Genomic DNA, 24793 nt, shown 5'->3' with positions numbered 1-24793 from the left:
TGAGATAAATAATCTCAATCACAGGCAAAAATAGTAGCGAAACAAGCAAACATATCAACTTTTAGCACAGTCTTTATTTAAAAAAGTTAAAGGTATAGCAAGTGACAATCCCAGATATTGCTTTCCAACAGCAAATAGAAGAAAAGCTCAATCTATATAAACAAATTATTGCTAATGATAACGATGGAATTGCGATAGTCGATCCTCAAGGTTATTACTTAGAACAAAATGCGGCTCATCGCTTGCTTCTAGGTTACAGTGACCAAGAACTTAAGGATAAAAAACCCACAATTCATTTAGGGGAAGTAGAGTTTGCGCTGGTAATGGAGTCACTAAAAAAATATGACACCTACCAAGGTCAAGCGTGTAGTATTGCAAAAAATGGCATGATGGTAGATATAGATTTATCAGCTTTTGCCGTGCGTGATAGTACAGGTAAACTATTATGTTATGTAGCAGTTCAAAGAGATATAGGCGATCGCAAACGTACCGAAGTAACCCAGAGAAATTGCGATCGCTTAATAGCCGGGGTGGCCGCCGCTACTAATCATTTACTCACCATTACAGATTTTACGACAGCAATTAATCAGGCTCTTGCTAGCTTGGGTAAAACTTGCGGTATCGACCGAGTATATATTTTTGAAAGTTGTAATCAGGTTAACTCTAAGCAACTCTCAATTAGCCGAAGTTTTGAGTGGTGTCAGTTTTCCGTAGAATCGCAAATTAATCACATTGAAACTAAAAACTTACCTCACGCCAGTTTGTTTCCTCAATGGTACGAGACTTTAGCAAGTGGTCAGCCTATTAATAACCTAGCTCCAAATTTTCCCATTCATCAGCAAGAAATATTAGCAGCACATAATATTGTCTCTGTATTATTAGTGCCGATTTTAATTGCCAATGAATTATGGGGATTTATTGGTTTTGATGACTGTCATAGTCAAAGACATTGGACAGTAAACGAACAATCAATATTAGATACGGCGGCGGCTAGTATTGGCAATGTAATTGTTCGCCGACGGACAATGGACGCGTTACATCAAAGCGAACAAAGTTATCGCTCCTTAGTTGATAACCTCAAAGAAGTAATTTTTAACGCAGACGTAACAGGTTGCTGGACATTTTTAAATCCGGCTTGGACAGACATTACGGGTTTTAGTGTTGAAGAGAGTATCGGCAAAAACTTTTTAAACTACGTTCATCCTGACGATCGCAAATTAGCTTTAAATTTATTTACCTCGTTAATTGAACTCCAACAAAACAATTGCTGTTGCGAACTTCGTTATTTAACAATTGATGGTGGTTACTGTCGGGTAGAAATTTATGCCCACTCTGTAATTGATATTGAGGGTAAATTTATGGGTACCTCCGGTACGCTCAACAACATTACAGAACAAACATCAGCAGTAGAAGCATTAGGAAAAAGTGAAGCAAAAAACCGCGCTTTATTAGATGTAATTCCCGATTTAATATTTAGGTTTAGCATTGATGGTACAGTTTTAGATTTTAAAGCCTCCAAAGACATTGATTTGTACGCCAAGCCGAGTGAATTTTTAGGTGAAAAAATCCAGGCAGTAATGCCTACAGAAATAGCTCAAAAAACTATGTTCGCTATAGAGAAAACTCTTACTACAGGGGAGGCGCAAGCCATTGAGTATCAATTGCTAAGTAGAGGCAAAATGCGCGACTACGAAGCCCGGATTGTAGCAAGTGGAAATGAAGAAGTTATTAGCATTGTCCGAGACATTACTGATCGCAAACAAATAGAAAACGCCTTGCTAGAAAGCAAAGAAGCCGCCGTGGCAGGTAGTCGAGCAAAAAGCGAGTTTTTGGCAACCATGAGTCACGAATTGCGAACACCTCTCAATGCTATTTTGGGATTGTCGCAGTTATTACAGCAAGAAATATTTGGAGAAGTCAATCCTAAACAAAAAGAATATATAGACTGCATTCATAGCAGTGGCGAACACCTTTTAGCGTTAATTAATGACATTCTTGATTTATCCAAAATAGAGGCAGGGAGGGAAGAATTAACGCCTTTACCAATAGATGTGAAAGAGTTAAGTGAGGCTTGTTTGTCTTTAATTCGCGATCGCGCTGGAGAGAAAAAACTACAACTAATCTATCAAATAGATCCACAAATATCTTCTTGCCTTGGTGACGAGCGGCGGCTCAAACAAATGTTGCTAAATTTGCTTTCTAATGCCGTTAAATTTACATCGGTTGGTACGGTATCGTTGCAAGTGCAAAAAGTACGAGCAGGCATAGCTTTTACCGTCACAGATACAGGAATTGGTATTGATGAGTCCCAAATCAAGTTTTTGTTTCAACCCTTTAAACAACTTGATAGCCGCTTAAATCGTCAGTACGAAGGGACGGGCTTAGGTTTGGCATTGACACGCAAGTTAGCCCAGTTGCACGGCGGAGATGTAACCGTACAGTCAACTTTAGGTAAGGGTAGTCAATTTACTTTATTTTTACCTAGTAATGTTACAGATTCTAACTTATTTGTAAGCGGTCTATTTAGCGAACAACCTCTAGTCCAAGCACCTAAACGGATTTTGATTATTGAAGACGACGAATGCACAGCCATGTTGTTGCAAGATTATTTAGAAGCTATTGGCTACGAAATTGAGTACACCGCAGAAACCACTAAATTTTTAGAGCGCGTCCGAAACTTTCAACCCCATTTAATTTTATTAGATGTCCAACTGCGCGACAATGTTTCAGGGTTAGATTTAGTTAGTCGTTTGCGTCAATATCCAGATTTGCAACAAGTAGCTGTGGTGATGGTAACGGCAATGGCAATGGTAGGCGATCGCGTTTTGTGTTTAAAAGCGGGGGCAAATGACTATCTCAGCAAGCCTTTTGGCATTCCTCAATTAGAATGTATTTTAATGCGTTACCTTAATTAAACTATTAGCTTTGTACTGTTGAAAATAGTCCCAGGCAGAAATCAGTTTCCCCTGCATCAGCGCCGCAATGCTATGGAGGGCATGAAGTTCTGGTAATTTGGGATTAAGAGAAATTGCTTTAAGTACAGCATTTTCCGCCAAATGAGGTTGAAAGTTGTAGAGACGCACAAAAGCAAGATAGGCGTAAGCGTAGGGATTTTGAGAGTCTAGCTGTGTTACTTGCTCGAAAGCTGCAATTGCTCCATTGACATCTTTTTTCAAGGCTGTTGCTAAAGCTAAAGCATAAGCCCAATGCGGATCTTTCTGCGATAATTTTAAGCGATATTGCATAGCTAATATCGTTTGCTGTAAGTAATCTTGAGTGGGATCGTACTGATTGATTCGCCCAACCTCGGCAAATAGATGTTCGAGGGCTGTCGTACCTTGGGGTAAAGTAGCTGCTAAAACCTGTAATTGAGTAATTAAATCTAATTCGGGTGCTGGCGATGGGGTGCTACTGGGGTTGATTTCTAAAGTTACTGGAGGAGAAAAAGGATAATTTTCGCCTGTTTTCTGGTTTATATAAGTTGCATTTACAGTATAAATTCCTGGGGGTGTATTTTTGGGCGGTAGCATGGCGCTAGTTTCTGTGACTTGAAAATACTTGTTATTGGCAATACCACTATACAAAGCACCCATGCCAATGGCGTGATCGTGCAACCAGCTTGTTTGAGTCTGATTTATTTGATGCCAACTTAGCAATACTAACCCCGATTGCAACTGTCTCCAGTCACCGCTCCACTGATAAGTTACAGGTATAGGAACCCCCGGCGGCGAACTATTGGGTATATTAACTTGCAACTCAACTCTATCCATTTTTGCCTTTATAGGTTCTACTTTGACTGCGGGTAAGCGGCGATGATAAAGCTGCAAATTAGTAGCATCGGGTAAGAGCCAAGTTTTGTGGATTTGAAAATATGATGAATCCTCCACTGCTTTGACTATCAGAGCTTGAGCTTCAGGAACCGTGCCTTGAGCGCCAGTTTTGGTTAAGAACCAATCAAAACTACGCGCATCTTGCCTAACTTGCTTTTTGAGCATACCTATTTGACGAGCGTAGACTTGGAAATTCTCTAAAGCACCAAAATAGTTAAAATTATGTTGATTGATTTCGGAAGTAGAAGGTAATACTCCCACGGTAGATCGTAAATAAGGCTCTTGTTGAATAATCTCGGCAATTACCTGACGATGCGGCAATGAAGTTGTCAAATCAGCGTAATGCTGCCCGTAAGGACTTACTACCTTTGTCAAAGTTTCCGCTACACCACCCACCGGAAACAAATTAAAAATCATCAACAGCACTGCCAAACCTACCGTACCAGTGTGAATATACTTTTGCCAGCGCCCGCGAAAGCAAGTCAAGCCGTAGGCTAAAAATAACGCTACTACGGGCAAATAAGGCAAGGCATAGCGACTGTCTTTATTTATATTTACCGAAGAAAGAAAATAAGCGCCTATCCAAAAAACCGCTAACCACCCAAAACTATCTTTTTGTTTTTCTGTAAATAGCGATCGCTTATACAGCAGCAAACCGACTATTGGCACAATCAACAATAACCACGAAACTTGAATAGGCAAAACTTGCCAGTAATAAGTCCATGCGCCAATTGTATTTAACGCCGGATCATTTTCAGCGATCGCACTATCGATAGTTGCTCGTTTGCCAGTAGTCAGTACAAATAGCCAATTTGCTCGATACCACGCGCCGCAAACTAATAGCATCACTCCTAAAGATGTTACTAGCTGCAATAACTTACCCCAAAGGCGACGCTTAATTATTGTTACTCCTACCCAAATTATCGGGATCGGCATAAAAAACACCGTGGTCTGTTTCACCATGAACGCCAAACCCAAACTAATGCCAAAAGCGATCGCCCATAACCAACTTTTTACTTTTTGCGTCTTTTCACTACGCCAAACTGTCAAACACCAAAAACTCAACATTACCGCCGCCGTCAGGGGGAACTCAAGTAAAAAATCTAACCGCAGTTGATAAAAAGCTGGAAACAATTGACACAACAGCGCTGCCCACAAACCAACTTCGATGGAAAATAATTCAACCCCCAACCCATACACCGCACCGATGAGGATACCGTTAAACAACACGTTGACGAAAATAGCTTGGTCTTGTCCTGTACCAGCAATTTGTTGAATAATTGCAGCCGCCATGTAAGTAAAGGGGGGAATTTGACTGGAAAGCCGCCACAAACTTTCCCACCACTGGCGGTTGAACCATTGAGCTTGCTGTAAAGCTTGGTGATAATTTAAGGTTCCGGTTAAGTAATCTGCCTGATCCCAAGGAGGGATTGAGCGATCGCATTTTAGCCATACCAAGTCTACCACTGCGCCCAATAGCCATATTACGAGCAAAATCCCGATATTTTGCCAGGGATAAAGTTTATTTTTTTGCATAGATCGATATTACTAAATAAGCCCTGCAACTAATTTATAGTTCCAGGGCTTATTTATCTTAATGGCGGGAAGTGGATTTGAACCACTGACCTTCGGGTTATGAGCCCGACGAGCTACCAGGCTGCTCTATCCCGCGTCGCCTTTATCAATATAACACTATTTTTGATTTTGGCAACTAAAGAATAGATAATTCGCCAATTACTTCTAAACGCTTGAATTTGCCCAGAGTCATAAAGCTTTCTGTTAAAATTTCTCCCACGCTAGGATCTATCCAGCCCATTTGTTGTAATACATGAATTGCAACGGCATACTTAGCCCGTTTGGCCCCATCCATGACCTTAATTGCAATTCCCATCCCTTCGCCAGTTCTACCGATACACTGCACCCCCTCGGCCCCAGCTTTGCTCACCAGTTCTCCCTCAGTCAAACGCATGAGTTCAGTATCAAATTCTCCTTCTCCCGCTATCATTGTGGGGTGATGGGTCATAGCGCGAACAATCCGCTCCATATCTAAATTTTGCCCCGAAGCTAATTGCGCGTACAAAGATGCCATTTGTCCCAACTGCAACAAATAAGTTGGCGCACCACAATCATCATGAGCATGAATAAACTCGGCGGCGGGCATTCTTAGCAACTCGGCAACTTTACCAAAAATTAGTTGTTGTACGGGGTGATTGTGCTGTAAGTAAGTATTTAAGGGCCAATGCCGTTGTTGACATACTGCCAGCATTCCGGCGTGTTTGCCAGAGCAATTATATTGTAAGCGGCTGCTTTTACCTTCGGGTATCGGACATTGGAGGAGTGAAGCTTCAATATCTGAGCGCCACAAGATATTAAATACTTGGCGTACCTGCTCGATTGTACCCTGGTGGGAACTACAAATAATTGCTAAATCGCGATCGCTCAATTCGTAGCGGTCTAAAGTGCCTGTAGCCGTGACGCTTAAAGCCTGAAATGGTTTGAGCGCCGAGCGTGCAAAGGTAGCCGTTTCTGAGTTTCCTGCCACCGACAAAACCCGTCCTCGGTCATCGCAGACAACCGCTTGGACTTGATGCTTTGATTCAATAATCCCTTCACGCAGTAACCTGACTTCAAGTTCCGCAGCTTGTGTTCTTTTTCCCCTTGTCATGGGTAAAATGTACCATTTACCAGCGTCATTACAGCTAAATATTTATAAAAAATTCCAAACTACCGTCCCCGCAAGTAATCCTAAGACCAAACTGATAAAACTTTGCTGTAGTCTTTGCAAAATTGGTTTGATTTGGTAGTTAGCAATTAATAAGTCCCGCGATAGCACTTCTGCGGGTTTCGTCCAAGTTTGCCCATCGTACCAGCCCGATTCTTCATAAAAAATTGTAGCAGTAGTCAGGCGACTTTTTATATACGACCATCCCAAATACATCCGCACCAATACTAGCAATACGCCTACGCTTGCCCCGGCACTGCCACACAGGATAAATTGAATTATGTATTTGTGGGGAGCAAAACTAGCAGCAGCCACAGGGCCAGCTATTAACCAGGATATTCCCCAAATCCACACAAGTTTGTTAATATATTGCTGCCAATTTAAGGTACAAGTTTTAAAAAAACCTGCTGCTTTCAATTCTTCGTATTCATTCAACGGCTGCTGTTCGGTAGGTACAGGACAAACATAAGTCGAAGCCTCAATCATTCTTCTAACTCCCTAGGAGGATTGTCAATAGTATCTGGCAAATCAACTCGGCGCGCATGACCCCAAAATGCTTCTAGGTTGTAGTATTCTCTTTCTTTGGGCATCATGATATGCACCATGACATCGCCGTAGTCTTTCAATACCCAACTTCCTTCTGCTTGTCCTTCGGTGCGGATGGGGAGGCGGTGCAATTGTTCTTCTACTTCGTCTTCTATAGATTGGGAGATTGCTCTTACTTGCGCCTTAGAATAGCCTGTAACTAAAACAAAATAATCAGCTAAAAAAGAGACTTCGGCAACTCCTAACACTACCATATCTGCCGCTTTGCGATCTGCGGCGGCGGCGGCAGATATCATCGCTAATTCTCGACTTTCTTCGGGATGTTGGGCAACAGGGCGGGTGTTTGTAGCAACGAGTGTAGACTGGGATTGTAAATTAGCTTGGGAATGATCTGTCATTAAACCTCAAAGGCTGATGGTTTCTAAGTTAAAACAATGAAAAGTTTTCCCTGCATCCTAACAAAAATTAGGCGTTTATGCAGTTTTTGGCGGTGTAGCCAGTTGCTTTTTTTGGGCTTTTTGCAAAAACCAGTTCCGAGTAGCAATGGTGCGGGGATGGATTAGGCAATGAGTTTCGAGTAGAAATTTAAGCGAATAATCGCAGGTTTGGAAAAGCGCTTTATCTAAGCTTTGGTAACAAATCTTTCGCAAATGCTCTAATTCTGGAGTGTTACCGCGACCTGGTTCTAAGGTATCTGCTAAAAACACAATACAACTAAGTTCGTTCATGCCTGGTCTACCTAAAGTATGATTTGCGATCGCATCCAACACCTCTGTATCAGTTACTTTAAAGGTATCTCTAGCCACAATCGCGCTAACATCTGCGTGTAATAAGTGAGGATTAGCAGCGCTTATAGGGTCGATTTCTACTCCGGCTATTTGAGCCATTTCTAAAAGCTTTTGCGGCTTAAAGTATTTAGCCAAGTCGTGCATTAAGCCAGCTATGGCAGCTTTTTCTAAGTTTATTTGATAATGAGTTGCTAAGTCCACAGCCATTTGTTCCACGCCCAAAATATGCTTGATGCGCTTAGGGGGAACGTTATCGGCTAACCATGCTAAAACTTGTTCGCGGTCAATGGTACTAAACTCCAAGCTATGGTTGAGAGGTAACACTATAAAAGTTTTTGTAAGATTTATTTCTATTCTAAATGAGTAACAAAACTGCCAGACTTATCGAAGTTTTTTCCGCTATTCAAGGGGAAGGACTCAATGTTGGTACTCGTCAAATATTTATTCGGTTTGCAATTTGCGATTTGCGCTGCAATTACTGCGATAGCGCCCATACTTGGGTAACTCCTGCGGAGTATCGCATCGAAGTACATCCTGGGCTGCGCGATTTTGAAGTTTATTCTAATCCTGTAGAACTAACTACTTTGCTAAAGTTTGTTGAACGGCAGAATGTCCCGCTATTGCACGATAGTATTAGTTTGACTGGGGGCGAACCCTTGTTACACGCACCGTTTTTAAAAGAGTTTCTTCCAGAAGTGCGAAGTCTTACTAATTTACCAATTTATCTAGAAACTGGCGGACATCGCCCCGAACAATTACTAACAATCTTGCCTTACTTGGATTCGGTAGGGATGGATTTAAAGCTACCTAGTGTAAGCGGCGAAAGTCATTGGCAAGCACACGCGCAGTTTTTGCAGTCTTGTTACAATTCACAAATAGAGGTATTTGTCAAGATAATTATTTCTAGTCAAACAGATGTGGCGGAATTAGAAAGAGCGGCAAATTTAGTTGCAGCAGTTAGCCCGGAAATAATTATATATTTGCAACCAGTAACACCTTTAGAAGTGGGTACGATGTTTGCGCCAACTCCTGAGCAAGTGTTGACTTGGCAAGCATTAATGAAGAAGTGGATTAAGCAAGTCCGGGTTGTACCTCAGACTCATAAAATGTTACAGCAGCTTTGACTCGCGCGATCACACTCTCTAACCAGTAGAAGTAAAATAAACGAACATATTTCTGTACGTTAGCTATGTTTTCCTAGAAAATTACTTCTCCAACGGATGCTAGAAAAGGATTTTTTCAGTTATTAGACCAAGTTGCCGAGAACCATCAGGTATTTATAATTAATCGACGAGGAGGAGAAAATGTAGCTTTAATTACCGGATCAGATTTGACTAGCTTAACAGTTCTCCTACCTCTTACTATTCTAGATTTCCTCTACCTGGGCAGATTGGACTTTGGCTTTAGCTTTATTAGCACTGCGTTTCAACGCCTGCAAACGTCGCTCATACTTAGTGCGTTGGCTTTTACTAGAAGTTTGATCGACAAGAGTTTTTAAAGCACTACCAAGGCTTTTGTAGGCATTGGGGAGAGTATAACCAAAACGAGTAGCAAGTGCGATCGCTTTTTCATCAGCATCAGTCATTACTTTTAGCTGCTTCTCGCCGTTATTTTTCACGTACAAGCGATAGCCGGAGACTCCGCACAAGGAAAGCGCCAATATCAGCAGCAATATATCTTGTACCCATAATTCGCCCACCGCACCCCCTAAACCAATGGCTAACGCTGCCATTTCCCAACCATCTTTAGGGATAGTATCGTTTTGAACGCGGGATACTTCGTGCCAAAATAGCAAATTGCGCTGATCCATTGCCAAAGCATCCCACTTCACCAAGTCAATTTGAATTTCTACTTGGTCGCTACCAACTTCTTCAGAACGGATTAGCGGAGGATTTACTTCAGTTGTGCCTTCAACGCTCACCCAGCTTTGCAATTCTGGCGGCATGATAGTTTTTAATCGCCTAAGTTCGCTCATTTCAGCCTTGGCTGACGAGGTAGCATAAGATGTCATAGACCCGTTTCTCTGGAAATTTCAAATAAGGCTTATATATCTTATTTTGGAGTATACCTTGCTGTTCGTTTTGTGGTAAGAGGCATTAGTTAGATCCTGAGCAAAAAAATATCGATGCAAGGCGATAATAACTATTAGAATCGTTACCCTTTGGGTGATAATCTGAACAATGGCAATTTTAATTTTTCAACGCCGAAACAGCTAAATTAATAATATAGGCGAAAGCATGGTCACTACAGCAGAAAAAGCAAATATCGGCTACATTACCCAAATCATCGGCCCCGTTGTGGATGTAAAGTTTCCCAACGGTCAAATGCCACAGATTTATAACGCCTTAACTATTAAAGGCAAAAACGAAGCTGGGCAAGAGGTTTCTGTCACCTGCGAAGTACAGCAGTTACTAGGCGATACCCAAGTCCGGGCGGTTTCTATGAGTACCACCGATGGCTTAGTTCGCGGTATGGAAGTAACAGACACCGGAGCGGCTATTACTGTACCTGTGGGTGCAGCTACTTTAGGACGAATCTTCAATGTCTTGGGCGAACCTGTAGACAATATGGGTCCAGTCAATAATGAAGCTACTTTTCCCATTCACCGTCCAGCACCAAAGTTTACTGATTTAGAAACAAAGCCTTCGGTATTTGAAACCGGAATTAAGGTATTAGACTTGTTAGCGCCCTATCGTCGCGGTGGCAAAATTGGTCTATTTGGCGGTGCGGGTGTTGGTAAAACCGTCATCATGATGGAATTAATCAACAACATCGCTATCAATCATGGTGGTGTATCAGTATTTGCTGGCGTGGGCGAACGCACCCGCGAAGGAAATGACCTCTACAACGAGATGAAAGAGTCCGGCGTTATTAATGAGAAAAACATCGGCGAGTCAAAAATTGCCCTAGTTTACGGTCAGATGAATGAGCCACCCGGAGCAAGAATGCGGGTTGGTTTGACTGGTTTAACTATGGCTGAATACTTCCGCGATGTAAACAAGCAAGACGTATTGCTGTTTATTGATAATATCTTCCGGTTCGTACAAGCAGGTTCAGAAGTATCGGCGCTACTCGGTCGTATGCCTTCGGCGGTAGGATACCAGCCAACTTTGGCTAAAGATATGGGTGACTTGCAAGAGCGGATTACTTCTACTAAAGAAGGTTCGATTACTTCAATTCAAGCAGTATACGTTCCCGCCGACGACTTCACAGACCCCGCACCAGCGACTACTTTTGCTCACTTAGACGGCACAACAGCACTTTCTCGCGGTTTGGCTTCTAAAGGTATCTACCCCGCCGTAGATCCTCTAGATTCTACGTCTAATATGTTGCAAGCTAGTGTAGTTGGTGAAAAGCACTACAACTTGGCGCGGAAAGTTCAATCAACTTTACAGCGTTATAAGGAATTGCAAGACATTATTGCAATTTTGGGCTTAGATGAATTGTCTGAAGACGATCGCCTAACCGTAGGTAGAGCGCGCCGCATTGAACGCTTTTTATCGCAGCCTTTCTTTGTCGCTGAAGTATTTACAGGTTCTCCGGGCAAGTACGTGAAGCTAGAAGACACGATTAAAGGCTTTGAGATGATTCTATCCGGTCAACTAGATGACCTGCCAGAGCAAGCATTTTACATGGTTGGCGGCATCGACGAAGCGATCACTAAAGCTGAAAAACTCAAAGGCTAAAGGCAATAGATAAGGGAGAAATATTCTTCCTTAGCTCCCTTTTTTTGTCTCACTTACAATCACCTATTTCCTATGACATTAACTGTTCGTGTAGTTGCTCCAGATAAGACCGTCTGGGATGCTACGGCTGAAGAAGTAATCCTGCCTAGTACCACTGGTCAAGTAGGTATTTTGACCGGACACGCGCCGCTATTAACTGCCTTAGATACGGCCGTAATGCGGGTTCGTCCGTCTTCAAATAAAGAATGGGTTGCGATCGCTTTAATGGGCGGTTTTGCCGAAGTTGAAAATAATGAAGTCACTATTTTAGTAAATGGTGCGGAACGTGGCGATACTATTAATTTAGAAACTGCCCGTACTGCCTATACTCAAGCTGAAGCTAAGTTGAATCAACTAGCTAATGCTAATCGCCAAGAGCAAATTCAAGCAAATCAAGCCTTCAAACGCGCCCGCGCCCGGTTTCAAGCGGCGGGTGGAATGGTTTAAATAGTTGCTGATTGTAGAGACGTTGCAGTGCAACGTCTCTACCTGTTTTGAAATCAGTCGAAATTATATTTGCACCCGCAATTGGTAACGCTTTATTTAAAACTCTTTACTCCTTTAACCAGCTATAGATAGAGGAGTTTTTTAATTCAAAAACCGCCCAAACTACACTTTTGAAGGTTGTGGATGGGCGGTTTTGGCTGTTGTTATTTAGGTTGGATCAATTCTGGTAACCAGTAATTTCTTAAAAGTAGCTATTAGGCGCTACCTGTAAAAGCAATTTCAGGAAATTTTAATTGGGCTTCAGCAATGGGTCGCTTTCTACCTTCTTCTTGCCAGTAATTGATTACTTCGGTAGCTTGATTGAGTACGGAGACTCGATCTTGTTCGGCTATCCAGTGTTTTGCTTCCATTTCGCTTTTTAGTTCTTCCCACGCATCATTGCGCGGCCAAAAAAAGTAACGAGTTAACGGGCTAGTGCCTTTTCCAACAATTTGATCTACTGCTAGGGCTACGTTTTCATCCAACCATAGAACTTTTAATATAAACTTGGTCAAATCTTACCTCCACTTGTTTGTACTGGACTTGCTTAAAACCGTGCGATCACTTATTGTAACTCAATATCAATTTCTCTGCCCCGTAAGGTGTAAATATTTTGACAAGTGTGATCGCAATTTTTGATATTGATGGGGTTGTCCGCGATGTCGGAAATTCTTATCGTCGGGCTTTGGCGGACACGGTAGAACGTTTTACGGGTGGGGTTTATCGTCCTACAGAATTAGATATCGATACCCTGAAATCCGCAGGAGTTTGGAATAACGATTGGGAAGCTTCTCAAGAATTAATTTCCCGTTATTTTCGCGCTTTAGGAAACCCGATTGAGACAGACTACCAAGAAATTGTCACTTTTTTTCAATCTCGCTACCGAGGGGAAGATGATAATAATTGGACTGGTTATATCTGCAATGAACCCTTATTGCTACAACCAGACTATTTAGAACAATTAACTAATGCTGGCATTCCTTGGGGCTTTTTTAGCGGTGCAACTCGCGCCTCTGCGAACTATGTGTTGTCAAAACGCTTGGGTTTGCAGTCTCCCTTACTAATTGCGATGGAAGATGCCCCTGGTAAGCCCGATCCTACCGGACTTTTTGCCGCCGTAGAGCAATTAGAGCAAAAACATAACTTAGATAAAATGTTGCCTGTAGTATATGCTGGCGACACTGTAGGCGATATGTATACAGTAGAAAAAGCGCGGAGTCTTTTTCCTCAGAGACAATGGATTGGTGTAGGCATTCTCCCACCTCACGTCCAAACCATAGAACAACGCCGTAGCGACTATACCAAAACTCTAATAACGGCGGGTGCGGCAATTGTTTTTGATAACATTCAAGAACTTACACCCGCCGAGATTTCACAGTTATTATTACTGTAACTTCTGAAACTTTTCTAAAGCTGCAACCATTTTTGAGGGCCAACGGCGTACTTTAACTACCCAGTCTAAATCTTTGTAACGCTTGTCTAGTCCAACCGCCGCAACCCAGTTACTTTCGGCTTCGCCTTGGTTTCCTTGTTCCCAATAAGCGGCGGTTAAAGCTGCACGCATATCAGCGAAATTAGGGTATTTGCGGACTATATTTCTCATGTTACGGATAGCTTCACTGGTTTGACCATCTTGATACAGAGCGATCGCATAATTGGCTCTTGCAAAGGCAAAATTGGGCGCTAAATCGGCAGCAGTACGGTAATCGGCGATCGCTTTATCCCAATTTCCTAAACCAGCTTGGGCATTACCGCGATTGTTATACGCCATTGCGTCTTTAGGATCGAGTGATAAAATTTTGTTGTAATCGGAGATCGCTTCATCCCACTTTCCCAAACCTTCCAAAGCTGTACCGCGATTGAGATAGGGGTCTGTAGCCGTAGGTGCAAGTTCGATTGCTTTATCAAAATCAGAAACCGCATCAGTTAATTTATTTTGACTAATGCGCGCGTTTCCCCGATTGCTGATGGCGGCGGGATTATCGGGAAATTGCTCGATAATTTCTGTCCAATAAGTTTCGGCGGTGGCAAAATCTCCAGCATTGGTAGACTTAATTGCTTTTTGCGCTAAAGTGTCTAGCTGTTGCAGTTGTTCTGGGGTAGGTTTGGTTTGCGCCAATGCGCGATCGCAATTGCCAAATAATAGAGATACACAAAGTAAAACAATCGAAATTAAACGCATCATAGTAACGATAACTGTTGATTTGGAGGAGTAAAACCTAAGTGTTTGTAAGCGGCGGCGGAAGCAATTCGTCCGCGAGGAGTACGATTTAAGTAGCCAATTTGCATTAAATACGGCTCATACACTTCCTCTATTGTCTGCGTATCTTCCCCTGTTGCAGCAGCCATTGTCTCTAAACCTACTGGGCCACCATTAAACTGTTCGATCATCACGCTTAACATCTGTCTATCTGTCCAATCTAAGCCGCAGGGATCGACCTGGAATAGCTCTAAAGCTTCGGCGGCTATAGTTTGATTGATTATTCCAGCGTTTTTGACTTGGGCGTAGTCTCGCACCCTTTTTAACAATCTGTTGGCAATTCGAGGAGTTCCGCGTGATCGCCTAGCAATTTCTTCTGCGCCATCGTCGGTAATGGGCGTTTGCAATAGTTGGGCGGTGCGTAAAACAATCAAAGTTAGTTCGTCATGGGCGTAGAAACGCAGGCGTTGAATTAAACCAAAGCGATCGCGCAACGGTGAAGATAGCGCCCCTATCCTTGTGGTTGCCCCTACTAACGTATATTTTGGTAATGGTAAAGAGCGAGTTTTGGCACTAGAACCTTTACCAATAGTTATATCTAAGCGAAAGTCCTCCATTGCTGGATAAAGTATCTCTTCTGTCATCCGCGATAACCGATGAATTTCATCAATAAATAAAACATCGCCAGGTTTTAGACTATTTAACAGCCCAACAATATCTCGCGGACGTTCTAAAGCTGGCGCACTGGTAATTTTGCAGTCTACCCCCATCTCTGAAGCTAAAATCAGCGACATGGTAGTTTTTCCCAATCCTGGAGGGCCGTATAGTAGTAAGTGATCTAAGGTTTCGTTTCTCCCAATAGCGGCTTTAATGGCAATGTCGAGAACTTCTTTTAGCTCTTTTTGTCCAATATAATCAGCAAAGCGATGAGGGCGAATGGTGTCTTCTTGCTTGCCTTTTTCGTCGGCGGTAACTTCGGGTTTAAGTAAGGGTTGGGATACAGGGCGATCGCGTTTTACAAATTCAGAGCGCTTTTTATGGGGTTCGTTTGGATCTTGTTTTGAAGAAATAATTGCCATATTGCCAGCTATGAGCCTTTTTTAGCTTGATTAGGGTGCAATAAAAAATTTTGCTTAGTAAATATAATTAGAGTCTTTAATCTTATGCTTGCCAAAAGAATTTTACCTTGCTTAGATGTCAACGCCGGACGAGTAGTTAAAGGAGTTAATTTTGTCAATCTCATCGATGCTGGTGATCCGGTGGAACTTGCGAAAGTTTACAACGAAGCTGGGGCGGATGAATTGGTATTTTTGGATATTACGGCAACTCATGAAGGACGAGACACAATTATTGATGTCGTTTACAGGACTGCGGAACAGGTTTTTATCCCCTTAACTGTTGGTGGTGGTATTCAATCATTAGAACATATTAAAAATTTGTTAAGGGCGGGGGCAGATAAAGTTAGTATCAATTCCGCCGCCGTGCGCCAACCAGACTTAATTAACCGCGCCAGCGATCGCTTTGGCAATCAGTGTATTGTTGTCGCTATTGATGCTAGACGCAGACAAGATCCGGCAAATCCTGGCTGGGATGTATACGTGCGCGGCGGACGAGAAAACACAGGGTTAGATGCTTTACTTTGGGCAAAAGAACTCGAACAACGTGGCGCTGGTGAGCTATTAGTTACAAGTATGGATGCTGATGGTACGCAAGCCGGGTATGACTTAGAATTAACACGCCAAGTCGCATCTTCGGTACAAATTCCTGTGATCGCTTCTGGTGGTGCGGGAAATTGCGAACATATCTATCAAGCGCTTACTGAAGGCAAAGCAGAAGCGGCGCTACTTGCCTCATTACTCCATTACGGTCATCTTAGCGTTGCTCAGATTAAAAATTATCTGCGCGATCGCTCTTGTCTTGTTCGGGCAGCTTGACAAAATCCCCATCGCTGCTGACTTATTGTACTTATGTTAAGCTAGATTAATAAGTTTAATTTTCTTAATATATGCTCGTTTCTATATTAGTTTTTGATGTGGCGCTGGTGGCTTGGTCGCTGCACCTCATGGATGCGGCAGTACAGAAGCGGGAATTTTCTTTGATGTTAGCCGGAACTTTAGTTGCCTTTTCGGCAGCCGCAATGCTGGTAGTTTATTTTCTGATGCACAACTGCCTTAATTATTTAATGAATATTAATTAATAGCCTAAGAATTTTTATTAAAAGCCTTGACAACTAGACAATTATTGAGAGATAATAGCAAAGGACTACAAGGGGTTATAGCTCAGTTGGTAGAGCACCTCCATGGCATGGAGGGGGTCTGCGGTTCGAATCCGCATGACTCCACTTAGATAAATTGATTAATTTTAGATTTTCTGCACAGGAATACAGGATTATTCATCATTAGTTACCTAGGAAAACTAACAATTTCAAAGGATATACCATGACAAAAATTGCCGAGATTGCAAATTATGCTCAAACAAGTGCCGAAAAGCTAGGTATAGACAAATTTGATATTTACGGTTCTTCGGTGGATGAAACCAGCGTGCAAGTAGATACTGGAGAACCAAAGCAAGTTAAAGCCTCAAACCGTTCTAGTGTAATGGTCAGGGTTTGGAATGCTGACAATACAATGGGAGTGACCAGCACGACCGATGTAGACCCTAAAGGACTAGAATTAGCTTTAAAAACTGCTTACGAAGCCAGCTTTTTTGGAGTTAAAGACAACATCCCCGATTTTAGCCCCGAAGCAACTACGCCTCTTGGTGACCAAACTCAAGAAACTGCCACACAAGTGCCTGTATCAGAACTGATTGAAACCCTAGTTAAGGCTGAAAGTAAACTATTATCGGCTCATAGTGCGATTGCTGGAGTACCTTATAATTCTCTTGCCCAACGAGATATTAATCGATTTTATCTCAATAGTGCGGGGGCTGTTCGTAATGAAGCTCGTTCTTATACCTCCATTTATCTTTACACCAAAACCGAGCAAGAAGGCAAAAAAACTCGCAGTGCGGGAGCTTTTCGCATTAGTCGCAGTCTGCCTAAACTTGACATTTCTGCTTGCTTAAAAGAAGCTACAGAAAAAACAATTAGCCATTTAGACTACGAGAAAGTTAAAACAGGCAAATATCGAGTAGTTTTCTCACCCAATGCTTTTTTGAGCTTAATAGGGGCATTTTCTAACCTTTTTAACGCTCAAAACATTCTCGACAAGCAAAGCCTTTCAACTCCCGAATCTTTAGGAAAGCAAATCGCCTCGCCTTTGCTTTCCTTTGCTGATGATGCTTTGCATCCTGATAATGTAGCGACAGAAACCTTTGATGGTGAAGGTACGCCCACACGCAGATTGCCAATAATTACTGACGGCGTGTTAAGCAACTTTATTCACAGCGCAGGTACAGCAAAACGCCTAAATGCTCAACCTACCGGACACGCTAATATCGGCGCAAAAGTATCGGTTAGTCCTCACTTTTACCACGTTTTTTCCGCCGCGACCCAAGGGCAAGAATATAGCTTAGATAGCGCCGATAATGTCATATTTATCGACAACTTGCAAGCCCTTCATGCGGGAGTAAAAGCCCTACAAGGCTCTTTCTCTTTGCCTTTTGATGGCTGGATTGTAAATAACGGTAAGCTAACGAGTATTGAATCGGCAACGGTAGCTGGAGACATTTTAGAACTGTTTCAATCAATTATTTATATTGAAAAGGAAGCAGAACTAACTCCTGGCGGCGTTTGTCCTAGAGTTTGGGTTGATAATCTATCAATTACCGGAGAATAATTGTAAAACAAATGCAAGAGACGTTGCAATGCAACGTCTCTACAGACTACCTTAGTGTTCAGTTGGGGAAGCAGCTAACTGGTTTGTAGGGCTATTATCCGTGAAAGATTGCCAGTTATCTAAAACGTCTTTTAAACAACTAGCTATAGGGACAGCAATTAGTAATCCTAGTAATCCCGCTACTTTTGTTCCTACCGCCAAAGCCGCGACAATTCCCACTGGACTTAAACCTGTAAAACTTCCCAGTAGCCGAGGCGCGATCGCTTGATCGATAGTTTGATCGACGATTACCGCTACCACTATAGTTTTTACGCCTAACCAAAAGTCATGAGAAGCTACAAGCAGACTAACTAAGCTAAAACCCAACACATCACCAAAGGGAATTAAAGTTAGTACGGCGATCGCTAATCCAAAAACTAACCCAAAGGGAACTTTTAAGACTAAAAACGTTGAAGTCATTGCTACCCCAACTAAACACGCTAAAGCTATTTGGGCGACAAAGTAGTTTTGAAAGTTTTGCTGGAGAGATTGTTGGATAGCGATCGCAACTTGCGGCGGCAACCACTTAAATAAGTAAGCCCAAATCCTTGCTCCGTCTAATAATAGGTAAAAAGCCAAAACTATAGTTAGCACCACCTCAGAAACGCTATCAACCGCACCTATTGCCAAACTTACAAAGTTTTCTGCCACTGATTGCAGTTCCTCTGGCAAGCGATCGGTTAGTTGAGTTGCTAGTTGATTAAAATTGATTGGTAAATTCCGCGCTGCTGCCCAATTGTTGAGACTTTTTAATTCTTGAGTCCCCGACTCAATCCATTTCGGTAATAGTAGCAAGCTTTCGTTAAATTGCTCTAAAAGAATTGGGATTAAAGTAATACTCAGAGCAACCAAAAGGGCTACACTAACTAGAAAAACTAATACAACGGCATAAGTACGCTTAATTTCCCGTTGCTGAAGAAACTGCACGGGATAGTTTAGTACAAACGCCAGCACCGCCGCCAAGACAAAAATAGTCACCAGTGGTTGAAAGTATTGAATAACTTGCAGCAAAAGCCAGCCATTAAACACAACTATAGGGAAGGGTAAGCCCAGTTTTAACCACCGATCGACTTTAGGAGAAGCTGTCATTTATATTCGTAATCGCATCTATATAACCCTATCTCGTTTAGCTGCTGCTAAGTGATAATTTCTAATTGCAAATTATTCTGATATTTTCACTACTCTAATAGAACGTCAGCAAAAACTTCGTCGTAAATGTCATTTTCAGTACCCACCCAACTTTGATAGGCATGAGAAGTTTCATTAGAAAATATAATATTTCTACACAAGTAAGCGTAGAGGAGACAACTAAGGTAAGAATCCAATAAATAATTTCTCATAGCATCTCTTGAATGACTGGTTAACTTTAGTATTTATTACACAATCAAAGTTTAAATTAAAGATTAGGAGGGTCAGTATAAGCGCCGTGACCTTGCTTTACCATCTTTAATGTGTGCTGTTCCCAGTAACTATTTAATAGTTCAATATATTTTTCGCTAAAGCTTCCTCCAGACTGTTTATAAAGAAAATTACATTCTTCAAATTTCCCCGTATTTTTGAGCGCTCTAGGTGTTAATGTTTTGTCGTAATCAACAACTGAATACCACTCAAAAGTGATCCTTAAGTCATCGTAGACATCAGTATAAGCCTCACTTAAATCTTGAAGACCAGATGTATTTAGCCTTGACTGATGTTTAATTTCGGCAGCTACAACACGCCCATAAGCAAAGAATCCACGAGGATTGTTGCCTACCCTGTAGAAATAGGCTTGATCGCCAACCTTAATTTGTTTTATTGTTCCGCAACTCCAAGAGTCTCTAAAAACTATACCTTCAGAAAGTTGATTTTTCGCTTTGTCTATATCCTCTTGAACATCGTGATAGGGCCATGCTTCTCTATTACAGGTAAAAACTCTTGCTTTCATTTGTGAAATTCCAATTGTTTAGCATAAACATAACGATCGCCTATTGTATGGATCTCAAACAAACTATTCTTCTACAGTCTTATTAGCTTTACTTGCACGTTCTTCCGCATTTGCCATTACTTCAGCCATGTTTTCAACCATCTCACCAGGGTACTTTTCTAACACTCTGGTAGATAAAGAAATTCGTCCTTTGGCTTCATCTAAATCAATAATTACAGCCTTAAGTATTTGTCCTGGTTGAAACAATGGTGATAAAGACTCAATGAATTTTTGGCTAATTTGTTTGATGTGCAGTAAACCGCTTACACCTTCTAAATCGACAAACATACCAAAAGGCTTGATTCCAGTAATTTTTCCTTCTACCAATTGACCAATCTCTAATTGGCTAAAACTAGCTGAACGAGTTGCCAAACGATTAGAAAGTACCAGTTTATTGTTGCTCAGATCGACTTCTAAAAAACTAGCACTCAAAGTCTGACCTTTTAATTGGTCTAAATTCTCTCGTTCCAAAAGGTGCGAGCGCGGAATAAAGCCCCGGACTCCCTGCACATCTACCGTTACGCCGCCCTTATTTACCCCTGTTACTCGCACTTGCATAGTTTGGCTATTTTCTTGCATCTCTGCAAGACGGTTCCAAATTTGCTGAACTTCTAATTGGCGGCGAGAAACGGTAACTTGACCGTCTGCGTCTTGCTCTTTGATAATTACAAACTCTAATTCTTCTTGCAATGGCAACATTTCGCTCAAATCTGTTACCGGACGCAAAGAAACTTCTTCGCTAGGAATAAAAGCCGCCGATTTGCCGCCAATATCTACGTAAGCGCCATTATTTTCATACTGAAACACTTTGCCCTTAACAGTTTGCCCATTTTGAAACTGAAAATCTTGTTGTTCGAGGGCTTTGGCAAAATCATCCATTGAAAAGGCTGATTCGGTGGCGGGAGTAGATTTTGATTTAGAGTTCATAACATTAGCTCGTGGGGCAGTGGGGCAAAAATGATATTTATTTGCCAGTCTTATATTTAAACGCAAAAATTAGTTAGACAAATGCAGTTGAAACAACTCTTTGACCTGTTGTCAAGCATCTATCGCAGCCACCTTATTATAACTAGCCTGCGCGGTGCGTAAAAACTATGTTCCGCCCCCGAAATAGATAATGAACTTTCAGGAGAAGAGCGAGCGCGCGATAAGATAAGCAACATTAGCAGAAATCCCCAAGTTTCGGTGAGGAACATTAACCAAAGTAGCGATAATTTTTTGTCCCACACCAATTTACACCGATCGCGCAATTAGTTCGTACGTTTATCAAAACATGGTTCAATTCCACATTCAGCCCGATAGCGAAATTCCTTCTTCAACTCAATTGTTGAATCAAATTCGCTATGCGATCGCCTCAAGGCAATTTTCCCCTGGTCATCGCTTACCAAGCACAAGAGCTTTAGCAACGCAAACGGGCTTGCACCGCAATACTATCAGCAAGGTGTATCGCCATCTTGAAGAAGATGGATTAGTCGAAAGTGTTGCAGGTTCAGGTATTTATGTCCGCGCTCAAACTATTCGGCGTAACCCGGCTTTAATTCCTTTACTTGAGCAATATCCCCAAGCTGATAAAATCGTCCAACAATCTTTAGATCAATTGCTACAGCAAGGTTGCTCTCTCAACCAAGCACGAGAGCTGTTTTCTGCCGAAATCGATTGGCGATTGCGCTCAATTGCTCAAGTTATAGTTACAGTGCCAGAAGATGACATTGGCGCAGGAAAATTAATTGTTGAGGAATTAGAACAATCTTTAGGTATCCCCGTACAGCTAGTATCTTTAGAAGACCTAAAGAACATGGAGCAAATTGCGGGAACGGTTGTGACTACTAGGTATTTTATCGGTCAAACCGAAGAAATAGCAGCGCTTAAATCTGTCCGCATTATTCCCATTGATATTTACAACTACGAACAAGAAATCAAACTCCTCAAAAAACTAACTAAAGATAGCTGTATAGGCGTTGTTAGCATTAGTTCGGGCTTGCTAAGATCGGCTGAAGTAATTATTCATAGTTTACGCGGAAGCGAACTACTGGTACTTACTGCCCAAATAGGAGACGCTTACAAGCTAAATGCCATTGTCAAAAGCGCTCAGGCGATTATTTGCGATCGCCCTAGTTTTGCTACGCTCAAATCCGCCGTTCAAGCTGTTAGAGAAGACATTATTCGTCCTCCCCAGTTAATTTGTTGCGAAAACTTTGTGGGGACAAAATCTATTGATTTGCTCAAACGCGAGCTTGGTTTGGGGTAGAAGTTATCAGCTTTTTTAAATAAATGCAGTGACGGACGCTATGACTAAGGGGAGTTGTGAAACTATCGATAGAATCAATTTTGCCATTCATTGGAGAAATCGCACTTATCAAAGCTTCTTGCTCTACTTCTGTCCAATTTCCGCGATAAAGTACCGCTATTCCCCCAGGTTTGATTAAAGGTAAAGCATATTCTGCACAAATAGCCGCCGAACCTACAGCGCGAACAGTCGCCACATCATAAGCGTTGCTGTATTGGGGAAGTTTAGCCAAAGTTTCCGCTCGTGAAGTTAATGTTAAAGCATTGGGAATACTTAGTTCTGCCAGCAGTGTATCGAGAAAAGCAATTTTTTTGCGCGTAGAATCAACCAAAGTAACGGTAGAATCGGGCAAGGCGATCGCCATTGGCAAGCCGGGAAACCCTGCACCTGTACCAATATCGATTATTTGGGGCTTTGCTAGCGACAGCAACGGGACAATGGGTTGTAATGAGTCCCACAAATGCTTTTCCCAAAACTCTATTGGTTCAGTAATGCGCGTCAAATTAAATTGACTATTGCCTTTAATTACTTGTTCGTAAACCTGTTGAAACTGGGATTTTTGTAAATCGTTTGGTTGCCAATTGATAGTTTTGAGCCATAAATCGGTCATTTCTGGTAATAAATTAGACATTTTGATTTTCGGCAACGGGTGAATGAGTAGATAATTCACCGCGATTTAAGTTCCAAGTGCGATCGCTAATGGCAAGTAAATCTCCAGGATCGTGAGTGACAATTAATAACGTCCAATCTTGTTTTAGCTTTTCCAGCAGAGCGACCAATTGCCGACGCATTGACCAATCTAAGCCTGCTGTCGGCTCATCTAACAGCAATAACGGGGGCTGGCGGATTAATTGTACAGCCAAAGCCAAACGGCGCTGTTGACCGCCACTCAAAGCCTGGGGCGAGGTATGAATAGATAATTGCTCTAGACCAACTTCAAGTAAAGCCTGCTTGACTCGTTCTGAGCCTAATTCTGGATGACCTAAGCGCAGTTCTTCTAAAATTGTGCTACCGCAAAAATGGCGTTCGGGAAATTGAAAAACCAAACCAGCCAACTGTTGTAATTGCTCGGATATTAGTTCTTGTTCGCGCCAAGAAATATTACCGGAAGTTGTTTCAACTAGCCCCGCTAAAATTTCTAGTAAGGTACTTTTCCCCGAACCACTAGCCCCGACAATTAGCCCTAACTGTTTTGGGGCAAGTTCCAAGTTAATACCTTTTAGAATAGCTATAGAACTAGCTGGGGGGTGATAGGTCAAATTTTTGAGATAAAGCATGGGATAACAAACTAGCTACTAATCAATTGTGGATAACAACGGCAACTTTCGGGCAACCTCCAACTATATTTATCGTCAAAGGTCTTGCTATCTATAAATCCTTAGCAATTTAGGTGTAATTTTTAAACTATGAGAAACTATCGATTTTGGGGCGCGATTGCGCAAAGCGCAGCGCTAAAAGCGATCGCTACTACTATCTTATTAACACTAATAGCAACTAGCCCCAGTAAAGCCGCCGATCCTTTTCGGACGACAAACCCCCATCCCATAGGCGATCAAACCGAAGCAGCTTTTAAAGCTATATTTCAAGATGGTAATTACAAAGCAGCCCAAGGTTATCTCAAACAAGCTCAAGTTACCGAAGCAAACGAACCTTTAGCCCATGCCATGCAAGCATCTTTAGCTTACAGCGTAGATAAAGACTTGACATCTTTTAGTTTATACGGCAACAAAACCTTAGAAACGGCTAAACAACTAATAAATACCGATCCTTTGCGGGGAAACTTGTACGCGGCGGTAGGTTATTTTTTACAAGGTGCTTCTGTTTTGGCTCGTGATGGTACAGTTAGAGGCACTCCCGAAGCTTTATCCAAATTGCGATTAGTATACGAACACTTAGATAAAGCGCAATCAGTTGGGGCTAACGATCCAGAAACTAATTTGATGCGCGGTTACATGGATTTACTATTAGCAGTCAACTTGCCTTTTTCAAACCCCGAACAAGCAATTGAGCGATTAGAAAAATTTGCCGCACCCAAATATTTAGCTGATCGCGGTTTAGCTATTGGCTACCGGGACTTAGAGCAGTATAACGAAGCTTTAAAAGCGGTAAATCGGGCAATAGAAGGGACAGCCAACAACCCCGAATTATTTTACTTAAAAGCGCAAATTCAGGCAGAATACAGCAAAAAAGAAAATGACCAATCAATGCTAAGAGCATCACTAGAAAACTTTGATAAAGCGATCGCCAAAAAAGCCCAACTCCCAGCTACTTTAGTCAAACAAATAGAGAGAGAAAGAAGTAAAGCTGCAAATCGTTTAGTTAACCCCAAGAAATCGTAATATACACCCACAATCCGCGAATTGCCAAAGACTCAAAGGCTCGATTGAGAGACCTTTTGGAGGGGGCTTGGGGGACGCAACCGTCCTCC

General features: G+C 42.0%; 24 protein-coding genes, 2 tRNA genes and 1 pseudogene. 12 read left to right on the top strand and 15 right to left on the bottom strand.

Translation table 11 applies throughout. From position 1 onward, the window contains the following. The first annotated feature begins 101 nt into the window (after positions 1-101). Positions 102-2915, top strand: coding sequence for a PAS domain S-box protein (locus tag C7B70_RS06965; RefSeq protein ID WP_106368341.1), 2814 nt, complete (start codon positions 102-104; stop codon positions 2913-2915). Here the strand turns inward: C7B70_RS06965 and C7B70_RS06960 are convergent. The 6 genes from C7B70_RS06960 to yqeK form a co-directional block, all read right to left on the bottom strand. Continuing rightward, entirely contained in the window at positions 2895-5366 is a 2472-nt protein-coding gene (locus tag C7B70_RS06960; protein ID WP_106368340.1) for a glycosyltransferase family 39 protein, read from the bottom strand. The genes C7B70_RS06965 and C7B70_RS06960 overlap by 21 nt on opposite strands. A gap of 62 nt (positions 5367-5428) precedes the next feature. Continuing rightward, positions 5429-5502, bottom strand: a tRNA-Met gene (locus tag C7B70_RS06955). 39 nt (positions 5503-5541) lie between these two features. Continuing rightward, complete coding sequence (locus C7B70_RS06950; protein WP_106368339.1) at positions 5542-6495, bottom strand: asparaginase; 954 nt, start codon at positions 6493-6495, stop codon at positions 5542-5544. Positions 6496-6537: 42 nt separating this feature from the next. Further along, positions 6538-7035 (bottom strand): CGLD27 family protein, encoded by a 498-nt coding sequence (locus C7B70_RS06945; RefSeq protein WP_369831832.1) that lies wholly within the window; start codon positions 7033-7035, stop codon positions 6538-6540. Continuing rightward, positions 7035-7496, bottom strand: coding sequence for a ribosome silencing factor (rsfS, locus tag C7B70_RS06940; protein WP_106368337.1), 462 nt, complete (start codon positions 7494-7496; stop codon positions 7035-7037). Before rsfS ends, C7B70_RS06945 begins: the two co-directional genes overlap by 1 nt. A gap of 75 nt (positions 7497-7571) precedes the next feature. Then, on the bottom strand, positions 7572-8210 hold the full coding sequence (gene yqeK / locus C7B70_RS06935; protein WP_106368336.1) for a bis(5'-nucleosyl)-tetraphosphatase (symmetrical) YqeK: 639 nt from the start codon (positions 8208-8210) through the stop codon (positions 7572-7574). 35 nt (positions 8211-8245) lie between these two features. Between yqeK and C7B70_RS06930 the strand changes: the two genes are divergently transcribed. Both C7B70_RS06930 and C7B70_RS28280 read left to right on the top strand, forming a co-directional pair. Then, positions 8246-9010 (top strand): 7-carboxy-7-deazaguanine synthase QueE, encoded by a 765-nt coding sequence (locus C7B70_RS06930; RefSeq protein WP_106368335.1) that lies wholly within the window; start codon positions 8246-8248, stop codon positions 9008-9010. A gap of 80 nt (positions 9011-9090) precedes the next feature. Further along, positions 9091-9219, top strand: a pseudogene (locus C7B70_RS28280) (type II toxin-antitoxin system Phd/YefM family antitoxin); the annotation flags it as partial. 33 nt (positions 9220-9252) lie between these two features. Here C7B70_RS28280 and C7B70_RS06920 read toward each other — a convergent pair. Next, the gene (locus C7B70_RS06920) at positions 9253-9897 is read right to left on the bottom strand and encodes a DUF3318 domain-containing protein (RefSeq protein ID WP_106368334.1); all 645 of its coding nucleotides are present in this window, start codon (positions 9895-9897) and stop codon (positions 9253-9255) included. Positions 9898-10123: 226 nt separating this feature from the next. Here C7B70_RS06920 and atpD point away from each other — a divergent pair, with 226 nt between their 5' ends. Both atpD and atpC read left to right on the top strand, forming a co-directional pair. Further along, complete coding sequence (atpD, locus tag C7B70_RS06915) at positions 10124-11572, top strand: F0F1 ATP synthase subunit beta (protein ID WP_106368333.1); 1449 nt, start codon at positions 10124-10126, stop codon at positions 11570-11572. 72 nt (positions 11573-11644) lie between these two features. After that, on the top strand, positions 11645-12058 hold the full coding sequence (atpC, locus tag C7B70_RS06910; protein ID WP_106368332.1) for an ATP synthase F1 subunit epsilon: 414 nt from the start codon (positions 11645-11647) through the stop codon (positions 12056-12058). Positions 12059-12312: 254 nt separating this feature from the next. Here the strand turns inward: atpC and C7B70_RS06905 are convergent, their stop codons facing one another. Next, positions 12313-12612 carry a 30S ribosomal protein PSRP-3 gene (locus C7B70_RS06905; RefSeq protein WP_106368331.1) on the bottom strand — a complete coding sequence of 100 codons (300 nt, stop codon included), beginning with the start codon at positions 12610-12612 and terminating at the stop codon, positions 12313-12315. Positions 12613-12719: 107 nt separating this feature from the next. On the opposite strand from C7B70_RS06905, the gene C7B70_RS06900 reads away from it, so the two are divergent. Next, positions 12720-13490 carry a TIGR01548 family HAD-type hydrolase gene (locus C7B70_RS06900; RefSeq protein ID WP_339376667.1) on the top strand — a complete coding sequence of 257 codons (771 nt, stop codon included), beginning with the start codon at positions 12720-12722 and terminating at the stop codon, positions 13488-13490. On the opposite strand, the gene C7B70_RS06895 is transcribed toward C7B70_RS06900, so the two are convergent. Both C7B70_RS06895 and ruvB read right to left on the bottom strand, forming a co-directional pair. Continuing rightward, the gene (locus tag C7B70_RS06895; RefSeq protein ID WP_199192112.1) at positions 13482-14279 is read right to left on the bottom strand and encodes a tetratricopeptide repeat protein; all 798 of its coding nucleotides are present in this window, start codon (positions 14277-14279) and stop codon (positions 13482-13484) included. The genes C7B70_RS06900 and C7B70_RS06895 overlap by 9 nt on opposite strands. After that, positions 14279-15376, bottom strand: coding sequence for a Holliday junction branch migration DNA helicase RuvB (gene ruvB, locus C7B70_RS06890; protein ID WP_106368328.1), 1098 nt, complete (start codon positions 15374-15376; stop codon positions 14279-14281). The genes C7B70_RS06895 and ruvB overlap by 1 nt, the downstream gene beginning before the upstream one ends. A gap of 84 nt (positions 15377-15460) precedes the next feature. Here ruvB and hisF point away from each other — a divergent pair, with 84 nt between their 5' ends. The 4 genes from hisF to C7B70_RS06870 all read left to right on the top strand — a co-directional run bounded on the left by hisF (position 15461) and on the right by C7B70_RS06870 (position 18076). Continuing rightward, the gene (gene hisF / locus C7B70_RS06885) at positions 15461-16231 is read left to right on the top strand and encodes an imidazole glycerol phosphate synthase subunit HisF (protein WP_106368327.1); all 771 of its coding nucleotides are present in this window, start codon (positions 15461-15463) and stop codon (positions 16229-16231) included. A 71-nt stretch (positions 16232-16302) separates the two neighbouring features. After that, on the top strand, positions 16303-16494 hold the full coding sequence (locus C7B70_RS06880; protein ID WP_106368326.1) for a hypothetical protein: 192 nt from the start codon (positions 16303-16305) through the stop codon (positions 16492-16494). A 71-nt stretch (positions 16495-16565) separates the two neighbouring features. Beyond that, positions 16566-16638: transfer RNA gene (locus tag C7B70_RS06875), tRNA-Ala, on the top strand. Positions 16639-16735: 97 nt separating this feature from the next. After that, positions 16736-18076, top strand: a complete 1341-nt coding sequence (locus C7B70_RS06870) for a TldD/PmbA family protein (protein ID WP_106368325.1) — start codon at positions 16736-16738, stop codon at positions 18074-18076. A 51-nt stretch (positions 18077-18127) separates the two neighbouring features. Here the strand turns inward: C7B70_RS06870 and C7B70_RS06865 are convergent, their stop codons facing one another. The 3 genes from C7B70_RS06865 to C7B70_RS06855 all read right to left on the bottom strand — a co-directional run bounded on the left by C7B70_RS06865 (position 18128) and on the right by C7B70_RS06855 (position 21005). Then, the gene (locus C7B70_RS06865) at positions 18128-19204 is read right to left on the bottom strand and encodes an AI-2E family transporter (RefSeq protein WP_106368324.1); all 1077 of its coding nucleotides are present in this window, start codon (positions 19202-19204) and stop codon (positions 18128-18130) included. A 307-nt stretch (positions 19205-19511) separates the two neighbouring features. Continuing rightward, a complete protein-coding gene (locus tag C7B70_RS06860; RefSeq protein WP_106368323.1) occupies positions 19512-20039 on the bottom strand; it encodes an EVE domain-containing protein in 528 nt (175 codons plus the stop codon). A gap of 63 nt (positions 20040-20102) precedes the next feature. After that, positions 20103-21005, bottom strand: coding sequence for a S1 RNA-binding domain-containing protein (locus C7B70_RS06855; RefSeq protein WP_106368322.1), 903 nt, complete (start codon positions 21003-21005; stop codon positions 20103-20105). Positions 21006-21351: 346 nt separating this feature from the next. Between C7B70_RS06855 and C7B70_RS06850 the strand changes: the two genes are divergently transcribed. Next, positions 21352-22326 carry a GntR family transcriptional regulator gene (locus C7B70_RS06850; RefSeq protein ID WP_106368321.1) on the top strand — a complete coding sequence of 325 codons (975 nt, stop codon included), beginning with the start codon at positions 21352-21354 and terminating at the stop codon, positions 22324-22326. On the opposite strand, the gene rsmG is transcribed toward C7B70_RS06850, so the two are convergent. Beyond that, complete coding sequence (rsmG, locus tag C7B70_RS06845) at positions 22301-22996, bottom strand: 16S rRNA (guanine(527)-N(7))-methyltransferase RsmG (protein WP_106368320.1); 696 nt, start codon at positions 22994-22996, stop codon at positions 22301-22303. The two genes, C7B70_RS06850 and rsmG, sit on opposite strands and share 26 nt — an antisense overlap. Continuing rightward, a complete protein-coding gene (locus tag C7B70_RS06840; protein WP_106368319.1) occupies positions 22989-23642 on the bottom strand; it encodes an ABC transporter ATP-binding protein in 654 nt (217 codons plus the stop codon). Before C7B70_RS06840 ends, rsmG begins: the two co-directional genes overlap by 8 nt. A 129-nt stretch (positions 23643-23771) precedes the next feature. On the opposite strand from C7B70_RS06840, the gene C7B70_RS06835 reads away from it, so the two are divergent. After that, positions 23772-24704, top strand: coding sequence for a Sll0314/Alr1548 family TPR repeat-containing protein (locus C7B70_RS06835; protein WP_106368318.1), 933 nt, complete (start codon positions 23772-23774; stop codon positions 24702-24704). Positions 24705-24793: the final 89 nt, after the last annotated feature.

The sequence above is a fragment of the Chlorogloea sp. CCALA 695 genome, from assembly GCF_003003885.1.
Taxonomy (GTDB): domain Bacteria; phylum Cyanobacteriota; class Cyanobacteriia; order Cyanobacteriales; family Chroococcidiopsidaceae; genus Aliterella.
This window is presented reverse-complemented; position numbering and strand designations above follow the sequence as displayed.

Coding starts and splice junctions, on each gene's coding strand:
- C7B70_RS06855 (WP_106368322.1), bottom strand. CDS start 21,005: ATGAACTCTAAATCAAAATCTACTCCCGCCACCGAATCAGCCTTTTCA.
- C7B70_RS06835 (WP_106368318.1), top strand. CDS start 23,772: ATGAGAAACTATCGATTTTGGGGCGCGATTGCGCAAAGCGCAGCGCTA.
- hisF (WP_106368327.1), top strand. CDS start 15,461: ATGCTTGCCAAAAGAATTTTACCTTGCTTAGATGTCAACGCCGGACGA.
- C7B70_RS06840 (WP_106368319.1), bottom strand. CDS start 23,642: ATGCTTTATCTCAAAAATTTGACCTATCACCCCCCAGCTAGTTCTATA.
- C7B70_RS06920 (WP_106368334.1), bottom strand. CDS start 9,897: ATGACATCTTATGCTACCTCGTCAGCCAAGGCTGAAATGAGCGAACTT.
- C7B70_RS06850 (WP_106368321.1), top strand. CDS start 21,352: ATGGTTCAATTCCACATTCAGCCCGATAGCGAAATTCCTTCTTCAACT.
- C7B70_RS06960 (WP_106368340.1), bottom strand. CDS start 5,366: ATGCAAAAAAATAAACTTTATCCCTGGCAAAATATCGGGATTTTGCTC.
- C7B70_RS06860 (WP_106368323.1), bottom strand. CDS start 20,039: ATGAAAGCAAGAGTTTTTACCTGTAATAGAGAAGCATGGCCCTATCAC.
- atpD (WP_106368333.1), top strand. CDS start 10,124: ATGGTCACTACAGCAGAAAAAGCAAATATCGGCTACATTACCCAAATC.
- rsfS (WP_106368337.1), bottom strand. CDS start 7,496: ATGACAGATCATTCCCAAGCTAATTTACAATCCCAGTCTACACTCGTT.
- ruvB (WP_106368328.1), bottom strand. CDS start 15,376: ATGGCAATTATTTCTTCAAAACAAGATCCAAACGAACCCCATAAAAAG.
- C7B70_RS06930 (WP_106368335.1), top strand. CDS start 8,246: ATGAGTAACAAAACTGCCAGACTTATCGAAGTTTTTTCCGCTATTCAA.
- C7B70_RS06950 (WP_106368339.1), bottom strand. CDS start 6,495: ATGACAAGGGGAAAAAGAACACAAGCTGCGGAACTTGAAGTCAGGTTA.
- C7B70_RS06880 (WP_106368326.1), top strand. CDS start 16,303: ATGCTCGTTTCTATATTAGTTTTTGATGTGGCGCTGGTGGCTTGGTCG.
- rsmG (WP_106368320.1), bottom strand. CDS start 22,996: ATGTCTAATTTATTACCAGAAATGACCGATTTATGGCTCAAAACTATC.
- C7B70_RS06870 (WP_106368325.1), top strand. CDS start 16,736: ATGACAAAAATTGCCGAGATTGCAAATTATGCTCAAACAAGTGCCGAA.
- C7B70_RS06865 (WP_106368324.1), bottom strand. CDS start 19,204: ATGACAGCTTCTCCTAAAGTCGATCGGTGGTTAAAACTGGGCTTACCC.
- atpC (WP_106368332.1), top strand. CDS start 11,645: ATGACATTAACTGTTCGTGTAGTTGCTCCAGATAAGACCGTCTGGGAT.
- C7B70_RS06895 (WP_199192112.1), bottom strand. CDS start 14,279: ATGCGTTTAATTTCGATTGTTTTACTTTGTGTATCTCTATTATTTGGC.